This window comes from Actinomyces viscosus (genome assembly GCF_900637975.1).
GTDB classification, from domain to species: domain Bacteria; phylum Actinomycetota; class Actinomycetes; order Actinomycetales; family Actinomycetaceae; genus Actinomyces; species Actinomyces viscosus.
Genome location: NZ_LR134477.1, coordinates 901,175 through 916,971 on the forward strand (window position 1 = coordinate 901,175; position 15,797 = coordinate 916,971).

The window sequence follows — 15,797 nt, forward strand, 5'->3', positions numbered from 1 at the left end:
CCGATCAGCTCCCGCAGCCATGGCGCTGCTGGCCGGTCTGGCCACCTACACGGCCTTCCCGCCGATAAGCCTGTGGTGGTCGGCCCTCATCGGAGTCGGCGCACTCATGCTTCTGACCCGTGGCCGTGGGGTCTGGTCCGGGACCGGCCTGGGACTGCTCTACGGGTTCGGTCTGTTCACGCCCCTGCTTCACTTCACGATGGTGGGGATGGGCAACCCGATCGGCTGGATCGCGCTGACGGTCTTCGAGTCGCTCTACCTGGCCGGGCTCGGCGGGGCCTGGGCCCTGGTCAGCCGCCTCCCGCGGCTTCAGAGCACACCTGGGGACTCATCCCGCGGACTGCCTCTGCTGCGCCGTGTGCCCGCAGGCGCAGCGGGTGTGCTTGCCTTCGCTCTGCTGTGGTCGGGGTTTGAGGAGCTGCGCTCCGTGTGGCCGCTGGGTGGCTTTCCTTTCGGTCGGCTGGCCTTCGCCATGGCCGATGCGCCCGTCCTGCCGGCTGCGGCCTATGTCGGCAGCGCCGGGGTGGGGCTGCTGGTGGCCCTGGCTGCGGGCTGCCTGGCTCACGCGGCTCGGCGAGTCCATGAACGTCGTGCCGTCCCGGTCGTCATCTCCGCAGCTGTCGCGGCCTGCTTGCTCACCGCTCCTCAGGCTCTGCCGCTGCACACCCGGGCCGAGAACGGCACTGTTCGCGTCGGAGCCGTCCAGGGAAATGTGGCCACCGACTTCGAGGACGCCTTCAACCGCGCCCTGGAAGTCACCGGCAACCATGCTGAGGCCACGAGAAAGCTGGCCGCCGACGTCGGCCCCGGCAACCTCGACATGGTCATCTGGCCGGAGAACTCGGCGGACCTGGACCCGCGCGACTACCCGGCCTCGGCGGCCATCGTCGATGAGGCCGCCCAGGCCGTTCAGGCGCCGGTGCTCGTCGGCGCCGTCCCCTTCGTCGACGACATCCGCTACAACGACCTCCTCGTGTGGAGTCCCGGAGACGTCGCTGGGCAGACGACTCACCCCTACTACCGCAAGCACCGGCCCGTGCCCTTCGCCGAGTACATTCCCGCCCGTTCCCTCGTGCGGCGCCTGACCACCCAGGTCGACCGCGTCGGCATCGACATGCTGCCCGGCACCGGCCCCAGCACGCTCACGGTTCCCGCCGTCACCCAGGGTCGTGACGTCACCTTCGCCATGGGGATCTGCTTCGAGGTCGCCTACGACGACGCTCTGCGCACCGGCGTCAAGCAGGGTGGCCAGGCGATCGTCATCCCGACGAACAACGCCTCCTTCCTCGACTCCGGCGAGGCCGCCCAGCAGCTCGCCCAGGGCCGCGTCCAGGCGGTGGTCCACGGCCGCAGCGTCATCCAGGCCTCGACCGTGGGCTACACCGCGATCATCAGCCCCCGCGGCGAGGTCGAGCAGGTGACCCGTCCCTACACGCAGGCCAGCCTCGTGGCCGACGTCCCGCTGCGCAGCTCTCAGACGGTCGCCGACAGGCTCGGTCCTGCCCCCGGCCTCATCCTCCTGGCCGGCGCGGGCGCGCTGCTCGGCGCCGGTATCCTGGGTCAGGTGCGTCTGCGGAGGAAGGCAGCGGCCCCGGCTCGCCGTCCTCGCCGCTGATCTCGGATACTCTCAGGGTGTCTCAGGTAGCCTCGGCACCACGCAAACCCAACCTTGGAGAGAGAAGTGAAGGCACTCGTCGTCAGCCCGACCTACAACGAGATCGAGTCCCTGCCCACGGCACTGGACCGGGTCCGTGAGCACTCCCCCGAGGCGGACGTTCTCGTCGTCGACGACGGTTCCCCCGACGGCACCGGCGACTACGCCGACACGCGGGCGAACGAGGACTCCCACATTCACGTCCTGCACCGCTCGGAGAAGAACGGGCTGGGCCCGGCCTACCTCGCCGGTTTCTCTTGGGCACTGGCCGCCGGCTACGAGCTCATCGTCGAGATGGACGCCGACGGCTCCCACCGGGCCGAGGACCTGGCCCTGCTCATCCAGCGCGCCGAGATGGCCGACGAGCCCGACCTCGTCATCGGCTCGCGGTGGGTCTCCGGCGGGGCCACCGAGGGCTGGGACGCCAAGCGCGTGGCCCTGTCCAAGGCCGGGAACCTCTACATCAACGCCATGCTGGGGCTGCGCGTCAAGGACGCCACCGCGGGCTTCCGGGTCTTCCGCGCATCCATCCTGCGCCGCATGGACCTGAGCAAGGTCGAGGCCCTCGGGTACGGCTTCCAGGTCAACATGACCAAGCTCGTCGACGAGGTCGGCGGCCGCATCGTGGAGATGCCCATCACCTTCCTGGAGCGGGAGGCGGGTCAGTCCAAGCTCTCCGGGGGAATCTTCACCGAGGAGCTGTCCCTGGTGACCCGCTGGGGCATCGCCAAGCGCTCGGGCCAGCTGCTTGACGCCGCAAAAGTTGCCGGAGACCGGCTGCGTGCGGCCCGCGACAAGCGCCGTCGGACCGCGACCGGCTACCGCCAGCAGCGTCCGTCGAGCTCATCGCGCCAGAAGCGCTCTTAGGAGCCGGGAGCACCACACGGAGTGCCCCCGGGATGAGAAGGGCTGAGACGAGAAGGGCTCAGCCGCTGACCCGCTCGCGGTAGACCTCGCCGCTGCGCAGTGCCTCAAGGCGCTCGTTGAGGAGAACCTCGAGCTCCTCGACCTTGCGACGCTCCAGGAGCATGTCCCAGTGGGTGCGGGGGGTCTTCTTGGGCTCGTCGGGCTCGGGGTCGTCCTCGCCGCGCCGGGCGGCGGGCTGGCCGCACTCGGGGCACTCCCACGTGGGGGGCACCTCGGCCTCAGTGGACATCGGGATCTTGGTGACGTGCGCCATGGGGCACTCGTAGCTGACGATCATCCGCTCAGCGAACTCGACGCCATCCTCCGACTCCATCGACTTCGCGCCGATAGTCATGCCTCGCAGTGCGCGGTCTGCCATGCTCGTGGCCTCCTCGTGGCTCGTCTCTCGCGTCTCGCGGTGTCCCGCCTCTGTGGCGGCGTGCTCGGCTCGCGCACGGGCTCACAGGACACCGGTGCGTCAACACCGGGGGAGGGCGATTTGTTCCCACCGGTCCCAACGCGGTCCGGACAACGATCATACCGGTTGGCGGAGCGTAGGACGTCGTCGGGTTGGATCCGCCTCCGTGGTTCCCGTCCCCTCCCGCGGCGCCCGCGGTGACCCCGTGGGAACCGGCATGTACGACGTGTACGTCCCAACGGACCGCGGCATACTTGGCCCCATGGCTCAGCGCATCGGCATTCTCACGGCGGGCGGCGACGCCCCGGGGCTCAACGCGGCGATCCGAGGCTTCGGAAAGGCGGCGATCCAGCAGCACGGCTGGGAGCTCATCGGCTTTCGCGACGGTATGCGGGGTCTGGCCGAGAACCGCTTCACCGAGCTCGACGCCGCCGCGCTGTCCGGGATCCTCACCACCGGCGGAACCATGCTGGGAACCAGCCGGGACAAGGTGCATCGCATGATGGTGGACGGCGAGCCCCGCGACATGGTTCCCACCATCGTGGACAACTGCGAGAAGAACGGGATCGACGCGCTCGTGTGTCTCGGCGGAGGCGGGACCGCGAAGAACGCCAAGCGCCTCATGGACGCCGGTCTCAATGTCATCCACCTGCCCAAGACCATCGACAACGACATCGTCCACACCGACTCCTCCTTCGGTTTCGCCACGGCCCTGGAGATCGCCACGGAGGCAGTAGACCGGCTGCACTCGACGGCGCACTCCCACCACCGCATCATCCTCACCGAGATCATGGGGCACCGCGCCGGGTGGCTGGCCCTGGGCGCCGGCATCGCGGGCGGTGCGGACGTCATCCTGCTGCCCGAGATCCCGTACTCGGTGGACGCGATCGCGGACAAGATCGAGAGACGCCGTTCCCACGGGTCGTCCTTCTCGGTGGTGGCCGTGGCCGAGGGGGCGCTGTCGGTGACGGACCACGCCGAGCTGGAGCACGCCCGTGCCCTGGTCAAGGACGCCTCCAGCCCCGAGCGCAAGGCCATGGCCAAGCGGGGCGTCAAGCGACTGGAGGCCTCCCACCGTGCCAACACCTTCACTCTGGCCGAGCAGCTGGAGAACCTGACCGGGCTGGAGGCCCGCGTGTCCATCCTGGGGTACGTCCAGCGCGGCGGCTCACCCTGCGGGGCGGACCGTCTGCTGGGTACGCGCCTGGGGGTGGCCGGCGCCAGCGCGATCGCCGAGGGCCGGTACGGCGTCATGGTGGCCGACCGCGGCCACGGCACTGAGCTGGTGCCCCTCAAGGATGTGGCCGGTCGCACCAAGTTCGTTCCGGCCGACCATGAGTGGATCCGGGCGGCTCGTGCCGTGGGGACGGCCCTAGGAGACTGAGCACCGATCGGCACACATCCCTAGGGCGGCGCCGGCAGACCGTAAATACGCATAGTCGCGTGTGACTGGTGATCGATGGGGACTCCGATGATGATGACCAGGGTTGCACCGGGTGTGCTGGCCCCGGTGATGTCTGCTTGACCGCGGACCGCCGTATTGATCTCTTTGAGGTCAGGGTTGTACCCGTCGTCGATCGTCATCGGTTCGGCGGGTGGGGGATCAAGGGGGAAGGTGATCTGAGAGGCACCGCCCCCGGGGCGGATGACCACGTGATCGCCCTCAGCGTCGTCGGGCTGCCCGTGGCTCAGGCCCACCGCGCCGGCTGCCAGCCCGGGCGTGTCTGAGGCACCGGTGACGGTCCTGCTCCTCGGGTCGAAGACCGCGGAGACCGTGGTCGCTGCACACCACTCCTGAGAGGGCGAGTACCCGGCGTACGAGCCCTGCCAAGGAGTCGGAGAGCTCAGAAGCGCCAGCCGGCCGGACGAGCGTGAGGCGGCATCACCAATGCCGTAGCCGGCTCCCAGGTCGTGAGCGTGAGTGTCTGCTCCCGCCACACCGGCCATGGCATCGAGGCTGAGGGCCTGCGCCTGCCACCCCTCAGTGGGCGAGCCACTGAGGTCGGAGGGGCCGCCGCCCTTGATGGCAACGGTCCAGCCGGCGATCACGACCAGGTGCTCCTGGTCGACCTCGAGCATCAGCGGTGGTGACTGACGCTGCTGGGACGGTGCGTCCTGCGGAGCCAGGGTGAGCGTCCCGTGGCTGAATCCGGTGTCGGAATCGGACTCGTGCGTGAAGCCGAGGACGAAGCTGGAGTGCCCGGCAGTACCCGAGTAGCGGATGCTCTCCGCCTTGATGCCGATGGCCTTCAGGTCCCATAGCTTGGCTCCCTTGTCCAGCTCGTAGGCGATTGTGCCGTCGAGGACCGCCGAGTCGGTGAGCTGAAGAGGCCCACCATCACTCAGGTGCTCGCTCACCACCTCTCCGGTCACGGCGTCAAGAACAATCGTGACGCATGGAGGGGTCTGAGGCATGACCCGCCCCGGTCCATCGACCCGCAGCGCGATGTAGCGCTCGTCCGGGCTGGTGATCAGGTACTGCGACTGGGGAGGGCGGAAGTAGTCAACGCCGTACAGGGCGATTCCACTGGCCTCCGGGACAGACAGGTACGTGGCGTCCTGCCTGTGATAGCTCCACCTGCGCGTCCCGTCGGCGGGGTCAAGTCCGACGACGCCCTCTTCAGCGAGTACGACGGGGCCTGCTGCACCTGAGGTCACGTCAAGCAGGTTGTCGAAGTCCTGGTGCCAGACGTCATCGGGGGAGAGGGACGTGGGTCTGCTGGGGAGCCCGTTCGTCTTGATATCGGCGGCAGTGCTCTGCGTGACCGGCTCATAGCGCAGACCGGGCACGATGACGGCGATCAGCACCAGCGGAGGGATGAGCACCAGTGCCGTCAGTCCGACCACTGGCATCCGCAGGACGCGATGTACGGGGCGAGGAGAGCCGGCGGCCGGCTCGTTGCCACAGACGCGATACGTCCTGAGGGCCAGGTCAAGACATGCTATGAGGCCGAGGCTGAATGCGGCCGGGCTCAGAGAGAATGCTACCGATATTGATCCCGGAGGCTCGCAGCACCTCTCTCCACAGGATGACCAGGCCTCCGGATCCGCCGATCAGCCACGTCAGAATCACGATGACCGGAAGCCAGAGCGCACCAATGAGAAATCCGTCGAGGTAGTGACCGCTCGCCTGTGCCCTGAGCGCCCACTGCCGGGCGCGGCCTCCGGACCAGAGCAGCGCTGCGGTCAGCCAGGGGACCAGAAGACCACCGATGTAAAGAGCAGCCAGGCATGCGATCACGAGAGCCGCACCGGGTACTGGCTCGTGCCTGGAGACGGACAGCCCCACGGAGACGATGAAGGTGACCATAAATCCTGCCCGCAGGAGCCGGAGAACACGGCCAGTGTGTGGCGACGAGTAGAAACGGGACCGTCCTGGGGGAGCGATAACCGGCTGCATCAATGTCTGTCTTCCGATTCTGTCCGACTCGATTCCTCTCCTCGCTCGCCCCGATCAGTCGTGGGGAAGGAGCGGCCCCGGAATCCAGGCGACCTCTCCGGGTTCCACGCCAGCCGGGGCGTCACCGGAGACGATGACGTCGGCGCGCTCCCAGGGACGGTCCTTGGCGAAGAAGAGGCGTTCTCCGGCCATCCACCAGTGCCAGAAGCGCACCGTCTCCTCGGCGTTTCCGTTGACTCCCTCTGCGATGTCGCGACTGATGCCTCGACGTTCAGCGACGTCGTCACCGGTCTGGACCCACGCGTGGGCGTCGATGAGACCGCTGACGGCGCTGAGGCCGGCCCCGGTTCCCTCGACGACGACCAGGGGAGCGCCTGCCGGGATCCGGATGGAGCCCTCGCGACCGTGCTCCCGCCACGCGTCCGGAACGAGGTCGAGCGAGCCGTTCTCGCGCAGCTCTCTCAGGGCGTCAACGAGTCGCTGGTCCCACTGGTAGAGGGGCTCGTTCCAGATGAGGTCGTCCATGTGGAAGGTCTGGGAGCCCGGCACGGCTGCGGTCAGTGCCTTGGTGAGTGTGGTCTTGCCGGATCCGCCTCGTCCGTCGACGGCGATGATCGCAGGTCTGCCCTCGGGTGATCCGACGAGATCCAGCAGGTGCGCGACGAGGTCAGCGATTCTGCTGGCCTGCCACTGGGCCACGGCCGGTTCCTCGGGCTGCAGCTCGACGGACTCGGCAGCACTCACCAGTCGAAAACGGCTGCTGCCGGCAGTGCTCGGGTCGTTGCGCATCATGGGTCCTTTCAGGGAGCGGCTCATGAGGGTCAGGTCAAGGATCCGTCCGAGCTTCTCCCCGGCCTGCGGGATGGTGCCGACAGTATTGAAACCATAGCGCTCATGCAGCCGTACGGAGGCCGTGTTGCCGGCCTCGATGAGGGCGATCATGGTGCGGTCCCCGGCCTGCTGCGAGGACTCGATCAGCCCTGCGAGGAGCCTGGCGCCGAGCCCTCGCCCTTGGACGGCCGACGTCAGGTAGATCGAGTCCTCGACCGTTCGGGCGTACCCCTCATAGGAGTGCCAGGCACTGGCGACCGCGAAGCCGACGATCTCTTGCGCTTTCCCCTCCGGGTGGGCGACAAGCGCTGTTCCGCGCTGGACCATGGGGGCCAGCCAGGCCTCGGCCTGGGCGGGATCCTGCTCCACACTGGTCCAGATCGCCAGCGACTCCCGCACTGCGGCATTGCGGATCTGGCGGATGGCAGGGGAGTCCGCCATGGTCGCTGGGCGGATCCGGTAGGTGTCATCCGTGTCTGTGAGGGTCATGCGTTGTCCTTCCCAACGTACCGGGCCAGGTGCTGGGCCGTCAGAGTCGTCGGGGCGGCCACCATCTGGGCCGGAGTTCCGGTGAACATGACGCGACCGCCGTCGTGGCCCGCGCCGGGTCCGAGGTCGATGATCCAGTCGGCGTGCGCCATGACGGCCTGATGGTGCTCGATGACGACGACGGTGCGTCCGGAGTCAACGATCCTGTCCAGCAGTGCGAGCATGGCCTCGATGTCGGCCGGGTGGAGTCCGACGGTCGGTTCATCGAGCACGATGACGCGACTGTCCTGGGCGAGGTGAACGGCAAGCTTGAGCCGTTGGCGCTCACCGCCTGACAGCGTGGTCAGCGCCTGGCCGAGGCGCAGGTAACCGAGCCCGACGTCCTTAAGCCGAGACAGGATCGTGGATGCGGCAGGCAGGCGCGCCTCCCCCTGGGAGAAGAGCTCACGAGCCTCATGGGCGCTCATGTCCAGGACATCGGCGATACTGTGTCCACCCAGACGGTAGGCGAGCACCTCGTCGTTGAAACGGCGTCCTCGGCAGGCCTCGCACCGGGACTCCACGGTCTCCATGAAACCGAGCTGCGTCTCGATGACTCCGGTTCCACCGCACACCGGGCAGGCGCCTTCTGAGTTGGCTGAGAAGTACGAGGGCTTCGCGCCTTTGTCCTTATTCGCCTTGGCGAAGGCCTTGCGAATATGATCGAGCAGCCCGGTGTAAGTGGCTGGATTCGATCGTCGGGAGCCCTTGATCGGGGTCTGGTCAATCGTCACCACGTCATCCATGGGGGAGAGGTGACCATGGATGAGACTCGATTTTCCTGATCCTGCGACGCCAGTGACGACGGTAAGAACTCCTACAGGAATATCGACGTCGACGTCGCATAGATTGTTCGTGTTGGCTCCGCGAATCTCAATGACTCCTGTGGGGGAGCGGTGGGTGGTTTTGATGCGCACCCGATCGGCCATGTGGTGCCCGGTGAGGGTGTCGGAGCTGAGCAGCTCCTCAACGGTTCCTTCGAAGCAGATTCTGCCGCCCTGGCTGCCGGCTCCCGGCCCCAGGTCCACCACATGATCCGCGATCTGGATCGTCTCGGGCTTGTGCTCGATGACGAGCACCGTGTTCCCCTTGTCCCGCAGGGACAGCAGCAGCTTGTTCATCTGGTGGAGGTCGTGCGGGTGCAGGCCGATGCTGGGCTCGTCGAAGACATAGGTGACGTCGGTAAGAGCCGAACCCAGGTGGCGCACGAGCTTGGTGCGCTGGGCCTCGCCGCCCGAGAGCGTCGAGGCCGGACGATCCAGTGACAGGTACCCCAGACCGATGGACACGAATGCGTCCAGCATTTTCTTCAGGTTGTCAAGCAGGGGAGCCGCATCGAGTAGAATTTCCTGAAGATGGGTAACCCACTGCGCAAGATCAGATATCTGCATGGCGCAGGCGTCGGCAATGGATCTGCCATCGATCAGACAGGTCCGGGCCGGTTCGGCCAACCGGGTTCCGGCGCACTGCGGGCACACTCCGAAGACAACGGCTCGTTCCACGAAGGCGCGAATATGGGGCTGCAGCGCCTCGGGCTCCTTGGAGAGCATCGACTTGCGGATCCTGGGTACGAGCCCCTCGTAGGTGACGTTGATGCCGCCGACCTTGATCTTGGTCGGCTCCTTGTAGAGCAGGTCGTCGCGCTGCCTGGGCGTGAAGGCGGAGACCGGTTTGTCAGTCGGGAAGAGACCGGACTCGGTGAAGCTGCGCAGCTGCCAGCCGCCCGCCGAGTAGCCGGGTACGCTAATCGCACCGTCCTGCAGGCAGAGCGTCTCGTCGAGCACCTGGGTCAGGTCGATGTCGGACACCTTTCCCAGGCCTTCGCAGCCCGGGCACATCCCGCCCTGCACGGTGAAGGTCTTGCGCTCAACGACCTTGCGGCCGCCGCGCTGCGTGGTGACCGCGCCGCCGCCGGTGACCGATGGAACGTTGAAGGCGAAGGCCTGGGGAGAGCCGATATGCGGCGCACCCTTGGTCGAGAACAGCACCCGCAGCAGGGCGCCGACGTCGCTGACGGTACCGAGCGTGGAGCGCGGATTGGACCCCATGCGCTCCTGGTCCACGACGATCGCCGGCGTCAGTCCTTCCAGGCGGTCGACGTCGGGGCGCGCGCTGCCATCCATGAACCCCTGAACGAAGGCCGGGTAGGTCTCGTTGATGAGTCGGCGCGACTCGGCGGCGATCGTGGCGAAGACGAGTGAGCTCTTGCCGGAGCCCGACACGCCGGTGAACACCGTGAGCCTGCGCTTGGGGATGACGACGTCGACACCGCGCAGGTTGTTCTCGCGCGCTCCGACGACGTGGATGACGTCATGATCGTCAGCAGGGACCCGTCCAGCAGCCTCTCCAGCAGTCACAGGAGGGATTGTGCCGGATACCGCCGGTGCGGCGCACACATCTATCGCCGATAATGTACATTATGTCATTCTTACCGAAGCTCCCTCTCACCCAGCAGGAGCCCCACCATGCGCTGCGCGAGATCCGCCATGAACCCGTGCGCTTCGGACTGATCGTCTCCGTCATCACACTGGTGGCGTACCTCACATTTTTCCTGGCCTCGCTCGCCGTCGGGCTGGCACACCTCTACCGCGCCGGCATCGACGGCTGGGACGCCGCCAGCGTGGCCATCACCGACGCCTCCAACGAGAACCTCTCTGCCTCGCGCCTGAGTGACGAGCATGGGACGCCGCCAGCGTGGCCATCACCGACGCCTCCAACGAGAACCTCTCTGCCTCGCGCCTGAGTGACGAGCAGCTGAGCGTCGCCAAGGACCTGGCCCAGGACGGCGGGACCACGGCGTCGACCGACACGACCTTCCAGTCGGCCCCCATGGTGACCCTGGACGGCGAGGCCCTCAGACGGTACGGCCCCACCAGCCTGTCCCCCGCGGTATCCGCCGTCGTGTTCAAGGCCGACCTGACGGGCGACAGCAAGGCAGTGAAGTCCGCCCAGGACGCCGGCTTGACCATCCTCACCAGTGAGGAGCTCGTTCAGACCTTGCCCGGGTACTCGGCGCAGGTCCTCACCTTCAGCCTCATGATCGGCTCACTCATCATCATCGCCTCCACGGTGCTGGGCATCTTCATCTACGTGCTGACCCTCCAGAAGAGACCGGTTCTGGGAATCCTCAAAGCGCGGGGCGTGCCTACCGGTTACCTCATCCGCTCCGGTTGCGCCCAGACGCTCGTGCTGTCGGTCGCCGGTATCGGAACCGGGCTACTTCTGACGGTGGCGACCTCCCTGGTCCTGCCCAGCGCCGTCCCCTTCAGGCTCTCCGGCCTTCTCGACCTGCTGATCGCCGCCGCCTTCGTCCTCGTCTCGGTGGCCGGCGGTCTTATCTCCGTGCGGGTCGTCTCCCGCATCGACCCCGTGGAGGCCATCTCATGACGACGTCGGAGCCAGCAGCCGACGCGGCAACCACAGTCATGTCCCTTAAGTCAGTGACCCGGGACTACCGTCAGGGCAACGAGACCGTTCACGCGCTGCGCAGCACCGATCTTCAGCTCCACACCGGCGAGCTGCTCGGGATCCTGGGGCCGTCCGGCTCAGGAAAGTCGACGCTGCTGACCATCATGGGCGGCCTGCGCTCCCCCTCCAGCGGCACTGTCACCATCTCGGGTGAGCCGTTCTCCGCCCTGCCGGAGAAGCGCCGGGCCCAGATCCGGCTGCGGCGCATCGGTTTCGTTCTGCAGGCCTCCGGTCTGGTTCCCTTCCTCAGGCTCAACGACCAGTTCGGCCTCTACGACCGGGTCACGCGCGTGAAGGGCGACACCGGCAGGAGGGACCACCTCCTGGACTCGCTCGGCATCTCGAAGCGCGCACACGCCTACCCCTCCGAGCTCTCCGGGGGTGAGCGCCAGCGCGCCGCCATCGCGGTGGCGCTCTACCACGACCCCGACATCATCCTGGCCGATGAGCCGACCGCCGCCCTGGATACCCGACGGGCTCAGGACGTCGCCCGCCTGCTTGCCGATCAGACCCACGAGCTGGGCAAGGCCACGGTCATGGTCACCCACGACGAGAGGCTCCTTCCCGTGTGCGACCGGGTCCTGGTCATGCACGACGGTGTCCTGGCGGAGAAGGACAAGAGGCGGGACGACGTCGATGCCGGCTGAGCCGGCGCTGGTTCCTCCCAGCCTGGAGAACTACAGTCGTGAGCCGTGTCCACGATCCCGAACTCCGACCACTTCCCCACTGCCGTCTTCCTCGGAGACTCCGTCACCACCGGCTGGCGGGCGCTGAGCCACCCCCGCAACCGCTGGACCTCCCTGGTGTGCGAGCACCAGCGGTGGCGGGAGGTGAATCTGGCGGCGGACGGTCTCGGGTTCTTCGCACGCCGTGGAGGTCATCTACCGGGCGGTCATCGTTCACCGTCGTGTCGCGACACCACGTGGTTGGAGGCGGTGCTGCGCTGCGAGCCCGACGTCCTGACGATCAGCCTGGGTCTGAACGACGCCGCATTCCTCCCCTCTCAGCGCGAGCTGGTCGAGCAGGCCATCGACCATGACCTCACCTTCGTCTCCCAACGGCTTCGGGGCGTCTCTGTCATCGTCGCCCCGTACTTCCCCTCCCTGGAGGTCGGCCCGCGGTTCCAGGCGATCCGCCGTCTCGTCCACGAGAGGGCCACGTCCCTGGGGCTGACCTCGACCGACGCCCTGACGACGGCGATCAGCGGTGACGAGGACCGGCTGGCCATCGACGGCATCCACCCCGACGACGCCGGCCACGCGCAGATGGCCCGGGCCATGATCTCCCTCTACGCCGAGATCCTGCCGATCGCGTAACGCTTAGCCTGCGTTTGCGCAGGTCAGTTGGGTAATGCCGATCTTGAGGCTTATGCTTGGGAGCAGATCGCACAGACCGTGAACGACTCAGAAGCTTGAGGACCCACTAGTGGAGTCACACCGCGAACCCACACTGGCTGATGTTGCCCAGGCTGCAGGCGTCTCGCTGACTACAGTCTCCCGCGTGCTCAACAACCGCGGTTACCTCTCCCAGGAGACACGGGAGCGGGTAGCCGAGGCGATCGCGCAGCTCAACTACCGCCCCAATCAGATCGCCCGGGCACTGCACGGCAAGTCGACACAGTCGATCGGGCTGATCGTCCCCACCGTCGCCCTGCCCTTCTTCGGCGAGCTCACCGAGCACGTTGAGGACTTCCTGGCCGACCACGGCTACAGGACGTTCGTCTGCAACTCCATGGGCAAGGCGGATCGGGAGCGCGAGTACCTTGACCTGCTGGTCTCCCACCGGGTCGACGGCATCATCTCCAGCGCCCACAACGACGGCTTGGCCGACTACAGCTCGATTCACCTGCCCGTGGTCAGCGTCGACCGAGACCTGTCCCCCACCGTCCCTAACGTCCGCTGCGACAATGAGGCCGGCGGTCGTCTCGCTGCCGAGCACCTGCTCAAGAGAGGGGCGCGTCGCCCAGCGCTGCTGACCTCCCGCACCGGCATTCACAACCTGCGGGAGAAGGGCTACCGTCAGGTGCTCCAGGAGGCCGACATCGAGCCGGTGGTTCTCACTGTCGACTTCAACACGCCGGACGCCGAGCGCCCCGGTCTCATCCGTGATCGGCTCGATCTCGTCGCCGATGACATTGACGCGGTCTTCGCCACCGACGACCTCACCGCCGCCCAGGTGATGGAGTGGGCCGCCGAGAAGGGCCTGAGGGTTCCTGAGGACTTCAAGGTGGTCGGTTTCGACGGCACGATCGCGATGCGCCGTGCTCTGCCGGCGCTGACCACCATCCAGCAGCCCATCGCCAAGCTGGCCCGGGCCGCGGTCGATCTGCTCCTGAACCGTATCGAGCCCGCCACCTCGGCCCCCTCGGACGAGGAGCACTCCGACCAGCCCCGGAAGAGGCTTGGGGTCCCCTCCCCCATGGAGGTCAGGTTGCTGCCCGGCCGTACTGCATAGGCCTGCACAGGTGCTGGTGGGGCCCTACCTCGGACGAGGTAGGGCCCCACCAGCACCTGGAGAGTCACTCCGCGACTCAGACCTTGGCCTCAGCGGTATCGGCCTGAGCGTCTGTGCCGTCCTCGGCCGGCTCATCGACCTTGCGAACGATGTTGAAGAGGGCGTCACCGCGATGGATCGCTCCGGCTCCGTGCTCCTCGATGCCCTCGTAGCCCTGGGCGTTGGAGACGACGATCGGGGTCACGGTCTGGTAGCCAGCAGCACCGACCGCGGCCCAGTCGACGTCCACCAGCGGCATACCGCGCAGGACCTTGTCTCCGGCCTTGACCTTCGGGCTGAAGTGCTTGCCCTCGAGCTGGACGGTGTCCATACCGACGTGGATGAGCAGCTCGACGCCGCTGGCGGCGCGCAGCCCGTAGGCGTGCCCGGTCGGGAAGGCCACAAGGACCTCGCCGTCAACCGGCGAGACGACCGGGCCCTCAGCCGGAGCGATGGCCATGCCCGGACCGAGCATGCCGGAGGCGAAGGTCTGGTCCTCCACCTCGGACAGCGGCATCGCGCGTCCCTGGATCGGGGCGGTGACGGTGAAGTCCTCGGCCGCCTCGGCGGGCAGCTCGACGGTCTCGGCGTGCTCGGCCATGGCCTCAGCCTCCAGAGTGGCCTCGTCCGCGTCATCGGCGTCGTCACCGGCCAGGGAGGCCTTGCCGCGAGTCTTGCCGTAGGCGAAGGCAGCGATGAAGACAATCACCTCGAGGATGAGGTACTTGACGATGTCGTCGGGAACGATCGACACGAAGCCGACGAATCCGGCGGCACCCAGGGCCTGGTTGTGGATGTCGAGCAGGGCGACGGCGGCGCCGCCGAGCGAGGCCACGCCCATCCCGATGAAGAACGGCCAGCGCAGCCGCAGGTTGACACCGAAGATCGCGGGCTCGGTGATACCGACGATCGCGGAGACACCACCGGCACCGGCAAGACCCTTCATCTTGGAGTCCTTGGTCAGGAAGAAGACCGCCAGGGTCACGGCGCCCTGGGCGATATTGGCCATAGAGGCGATCGGGAAGATGAAGGAACCGGGGCCGCCGCTGCTCATCTGCGCGATGAGGGGCAGCTCCACCGCCGGGAAGGACTGGTGCAGACCGGTGACCACGATCGGTGAGTAGACCAGGCCGAAGAGGAAGCCGCCCACGGGGCCGGCGGTCGTGTACAGCCAGCTCAAGCCGTTGGTGATGCCGTCGGAGAGCTCACGCGCCAGCGGACCGACGACGACGAAGGTGAGGAACCCGGTCACCAGCAGCGTGATGAGCGGGGTGAGCAGGAAGTCGGCTGTTCCGGACAGGCGCTTGTGAAGCCACTTCTCGATGTAGGCCAGCAGCCAGGAGACGCACAGGACGGGGATGACCATGGCCTGGTAGCCGATCTTGTCCACGGTCAGGCCGAAGAGGTGCCACACCTCGATGGATCCGGCCTCCCGGGCCGTCTCGATCTCGTAGGCGCTGGTCAGCTGGGTGGAGACCATGGCAGCGCCCATGGCTGCCCCCAGATAGACGTTGCCGCCGAAGCGCTTAACCGCGGAGAAGCCGACGAGCACCGGCAGGAAGGCGAAGGCGGCCGAGGAGACGAGGTTGATGACGTCGTCGTAGTCGGCGAGCCAGGCGAACCTGTCGACGAGCCCGTACGCACCGGTGGGGTTGTCCGCCGTGACGAAGGAGGGTGAGGTGAAGAAGTCGGCCGTCAGGACGTTGTGGATCGCCATCATGAGACCGCCGGCGACCAGGGCCGGAAGCAGCGGCACGAAGATATCGGCGATCGCCTTGATGAAGCGGGACAGCGGGTTGCCGCTCTTGGCGGCCTGCTCCTTGGCCTCGTCCTTGGAGACCTCCTTGACCCCTCCGGTGTGGATCATCTCGGAGAAGACGAGGTCGACGTCTCCCGGCCCGACGATGATCTGGAACATGCCGCCCGCGATGAAGGTGCCCTTGAGGTCGGGATCCTTGTCGAGAGCCTTCTGGTCGACCTTGTCCATGTCGTTGAGGACAAGACGCAGACGCGTTGCGCAGTGCGCTGCTGCGTTGATGTTGTCGGCGCCACCGACGTACGTCAGGACGTCCTTCGCCACGCGGGCGTGATCCATTGCC

General features: G+C 67.1%; 14 protein-coding genes. 8 read left to right on the forward strand and 6 right to left on the reverse strand.

The features are described 5' to 3' along the window. Positions 1–19: 19 nt before the first annotated feature. Together lnt and EL340_RS03955 are read left to right on the forward strand one after the other, a co-directional pair. Positions 20–1,615 (forward strand): apolipoprotein N-acyltransferase, encoded by a 1,596-nt coding sequence (gene lnt / locus EL340_RS03950; protein WP_126413539.1) that lies wholly within the window; start codon positions 20–22, stop codon positions 1,613–1,615. 66 nt (positions 1,616–1,681) lie between these two features. After that, positions 1,682–2,521 carry a polyprenol monophosphomannose synthase gene (locus EL340_RS03955; RefSeq protein ID WP_126413540.1) on the forward strand — a complete coding sequence of 280 codons (840 nt, stop codon included), beginning with the start codon at positions 1,682–1,684 and terminating at the stop codon, positions 2,519–2,521. 58 nt (positions 2,522–2,579) lie between these two features. Here EL340_RS03955 and EL340_RS03960 read toward each other — a convergent pair whose 3' ends face one another. Further along, on the reverse strand, positions 2,580–2,939 hold the full coding sequence (locus tag EL340_RS03960; RefSeq protein ID WP_075406016.1) for an RNA polymerase-binding protein RbpA: 360 nt from the start codon (positions 2,937–2,939) through the stop codon (positions 2,580–2,582). Between the two features lie 301 nt (positions 2,940–3,240). Between EL340_RS03960 and EL340_RS03965 the strand changes: the two genes are divergently transcribed. Next, entirely contained in the window at positions 3,241–4,362 is a 1,122-nt protein-coding gene (locus EL340_RS03965) for a 6-phosphofructokinase (RefSeq protein ID WP_126413541.1), read from the forward strand. Positions 4,363–4,382: 20 nt separating this feature from the next. On the opposite strand, the gene EL340_RS03970 is transcribed toward EL340_RS03965, so the two are convergent. The 4 genes from EL340_RS03970 to EL340_RS03985 all read right to left on the reverse strand — a co-directional run bounded on the left by EL340_RS03970 (position 4,383) and on the right by EL340_RS03985 (position 10,094). Next, positions 4,383–5,831: a hypothetical protein gene (locus EL340_RS03970; protein WP_126413542.1), complete on the reverse strand. Its 1,449-nt coding sequence runs from the start codon at positions 5,829–5,831 to the stop codon at positions 4,383–4,385. A 79-nt stretch (positions 5,832–5,910) separates the two neighbouring features. Further along, positions 5,911–6,288, reverse strand: coding sequence for a hypothetical protein (locus tag EL340_RS03975; protein ID WP_126413543.1), 378 nt, complete (start codon positions 6,286–6,288; stop codon positions 5,911–5,913). A 144-nt stretch (positions 6,289–6,432) separates the two neighbouring features. Continuing rightward, positions 6,433–7,698, reverse strand: a complete 1,266-nt coding sequence (locus EL340_RS03980) for a GNAT family N-acetyltransferase (protein WP_126413544.1) — start codon at positions 7,696–7,698, stop codon at positions 6,433–6,435. Further along, positions 7,695–10,094, reverse strand: a complete 2,400-nt coding sequence (locus EL340_RS03985) for an ATP-binding cassette domain-containing protein (protein WP_126413545.1) — start codon at positions 10,092–10,094, stop codon at positions 7,695–7,697. The genes EL340_RS03980 and EL340_RS03985 overlap by 4 nt, the downstream gene beginning before the upstream one ends. 62 nt (positions 10,095–10,156) lie before the next feature. On the opposite strand from EL340_RS03985, the gene EL340_RS15290 reads away from it, so the two are divergent. The 5 genes from EL340_RS15290 to EL340_RS04005 all read left to right on the forward strand — a co-directional run bounded on the left by EL340_RS15290 (position 10,157) and on the right by EL340_RS04005 (position 13,659). After that, a complete protein-coding gene (locus EL340_RS15290; RefSeq protein WP_232023209.1) occupies positions 10,157–10,480 on the forward strand; it encodes a hypothetical protein in 324 nt (107 codons plus the stop codon). Further along, positions 10,432–11,124 carry an ABC transporter permease family protein gene (locus tag EL340_RS03990; protein WP_232023210.1) on the forward strand — a complete coding sequence of 231 codons (693 nt, stop codon included), beginning with the start codon at positions 10,432–10,434 and terminating at the stop codon, positions 11,122–11,124. Before EL340_RS15290 ends, EL340_RS03990 begins: the two co-directional genes overlap by 49 nt. Continuing rightward, positions 11,121–11,852, forward strand: a complete 732-nt coding sequence (locus EL340_RS03995) for an ABC transporter ATP-binding protein (protein WP_126413546.1) — start codon at positions 11,121–11,123, stop codon at positions 11,850–11,852. The genes EL340_RS03990 and EL340_RS03995 overlap by 4 nt, the downstream gene beginning before the upstream one ends. Positions 11,853–11,897: 45 nt before the next feature. Then, positions 11,898–12,521 (forward strand): SGNH/GDSL hydrolase family protein, encoded by a 624-nt coding sequence (locus EL340_RS04000; RefSeq protein WP_126413547.1) that lies wholly within the window; start codon positions 11,898–11,900, stop codon positions 12,519–12,521. A 109-nt stretch (positions 12,522–12,630) separates the two neighbouring features. Beyond that, positions 12,631–13,659, forward strand: coding sequence for a LacI family DNA-binding transcriptional regulator (locus tag EL340_RS04005; protein ID WP_126413548.1), 1,029 nt, complete (start codon positions 12,631–12,633; stop codon positions 13,657–13,659). A gap of 76 nt (positions 13,660–13,735) precedes the next feature. Here EL340_RS04005 and EL340_RS04010 read toward each other — a convergent pair whose 3' ends face one another. After that, positions 13,736–15,793, reverse strand: coding sequence for a PTS sucrose transporter subunit IIABC (locus tag EL340_RS04010; RefSeq protein WP_197722383.1), 2,058 nt, complete (start codon positions 15,791–15,793; stop codon positions 13,736–13,738). Between the last annotated feature and the right edge of the window lie 4 nt (positions 15,794–15,797).

Coding starts and splice junctions, on each gene's coding strand:
- EL340_RS15290 (WP_232023209.1), top strand. CDS start 10,157: ATGTCATTCTTACCGAAGCTCCCTCTCACCCAGCAGGAGCCCCACCAT.
- EL340_RS03995 (WP_126413546.1), top strand. CDS start 11,121: ATGACGACGTCGGAGCCAGCAGCCGACGCGGCAACCACAGTCATGTCC.
- EL340_RS03960 (WP_075406016.1), bottom strand. CDS start 2,939: ATGGCAGACCGCGCACTGCGAGGCATGACTATCGGCGCGAAGTCGATG.
- EL340_RS03970 (WP_126413542.1), bottom strand. CDS start 5,831: ATGCCAGTGGTCGGACTGACGGCACTGGTGCTCATCCCTCCGCTGGTG.
- EL340_RS03965 (WP_126413541.1), top strand. CDS start 3,241: ATGGCTCAGCGCATCGGCATTCTCACGGCGGGCGGCGACGCCCCGGGG.
- lnt (WP_126413539.1), top strand. CDS start 20: ATGGCGCTGCTGGCCGGTCTGGCCACCTACACGGCCTTCCCGCCGATA.
- EL340_RS03980 (WP_126413544.1), bottom strand. CDS start 7,698: ATGACCCTCACAGACACGGATGACACCTACCGGATCCGCCCAGCGACC.
- EL340_RS03975 (WP_126413543.1), bottom strand. CDS start 6,288: ATGGTCACCTTCATCGTCTCCGTGGGGCTGTCCGTCTCCAGGCACGAG.
- EL340_RS04010 (WP_197722383.1), bottom strand. CDS start 15,793: ATGGATCACGCCCGCGTGGCGAAGGACGTCCTGACGTACGTCGGTGGC.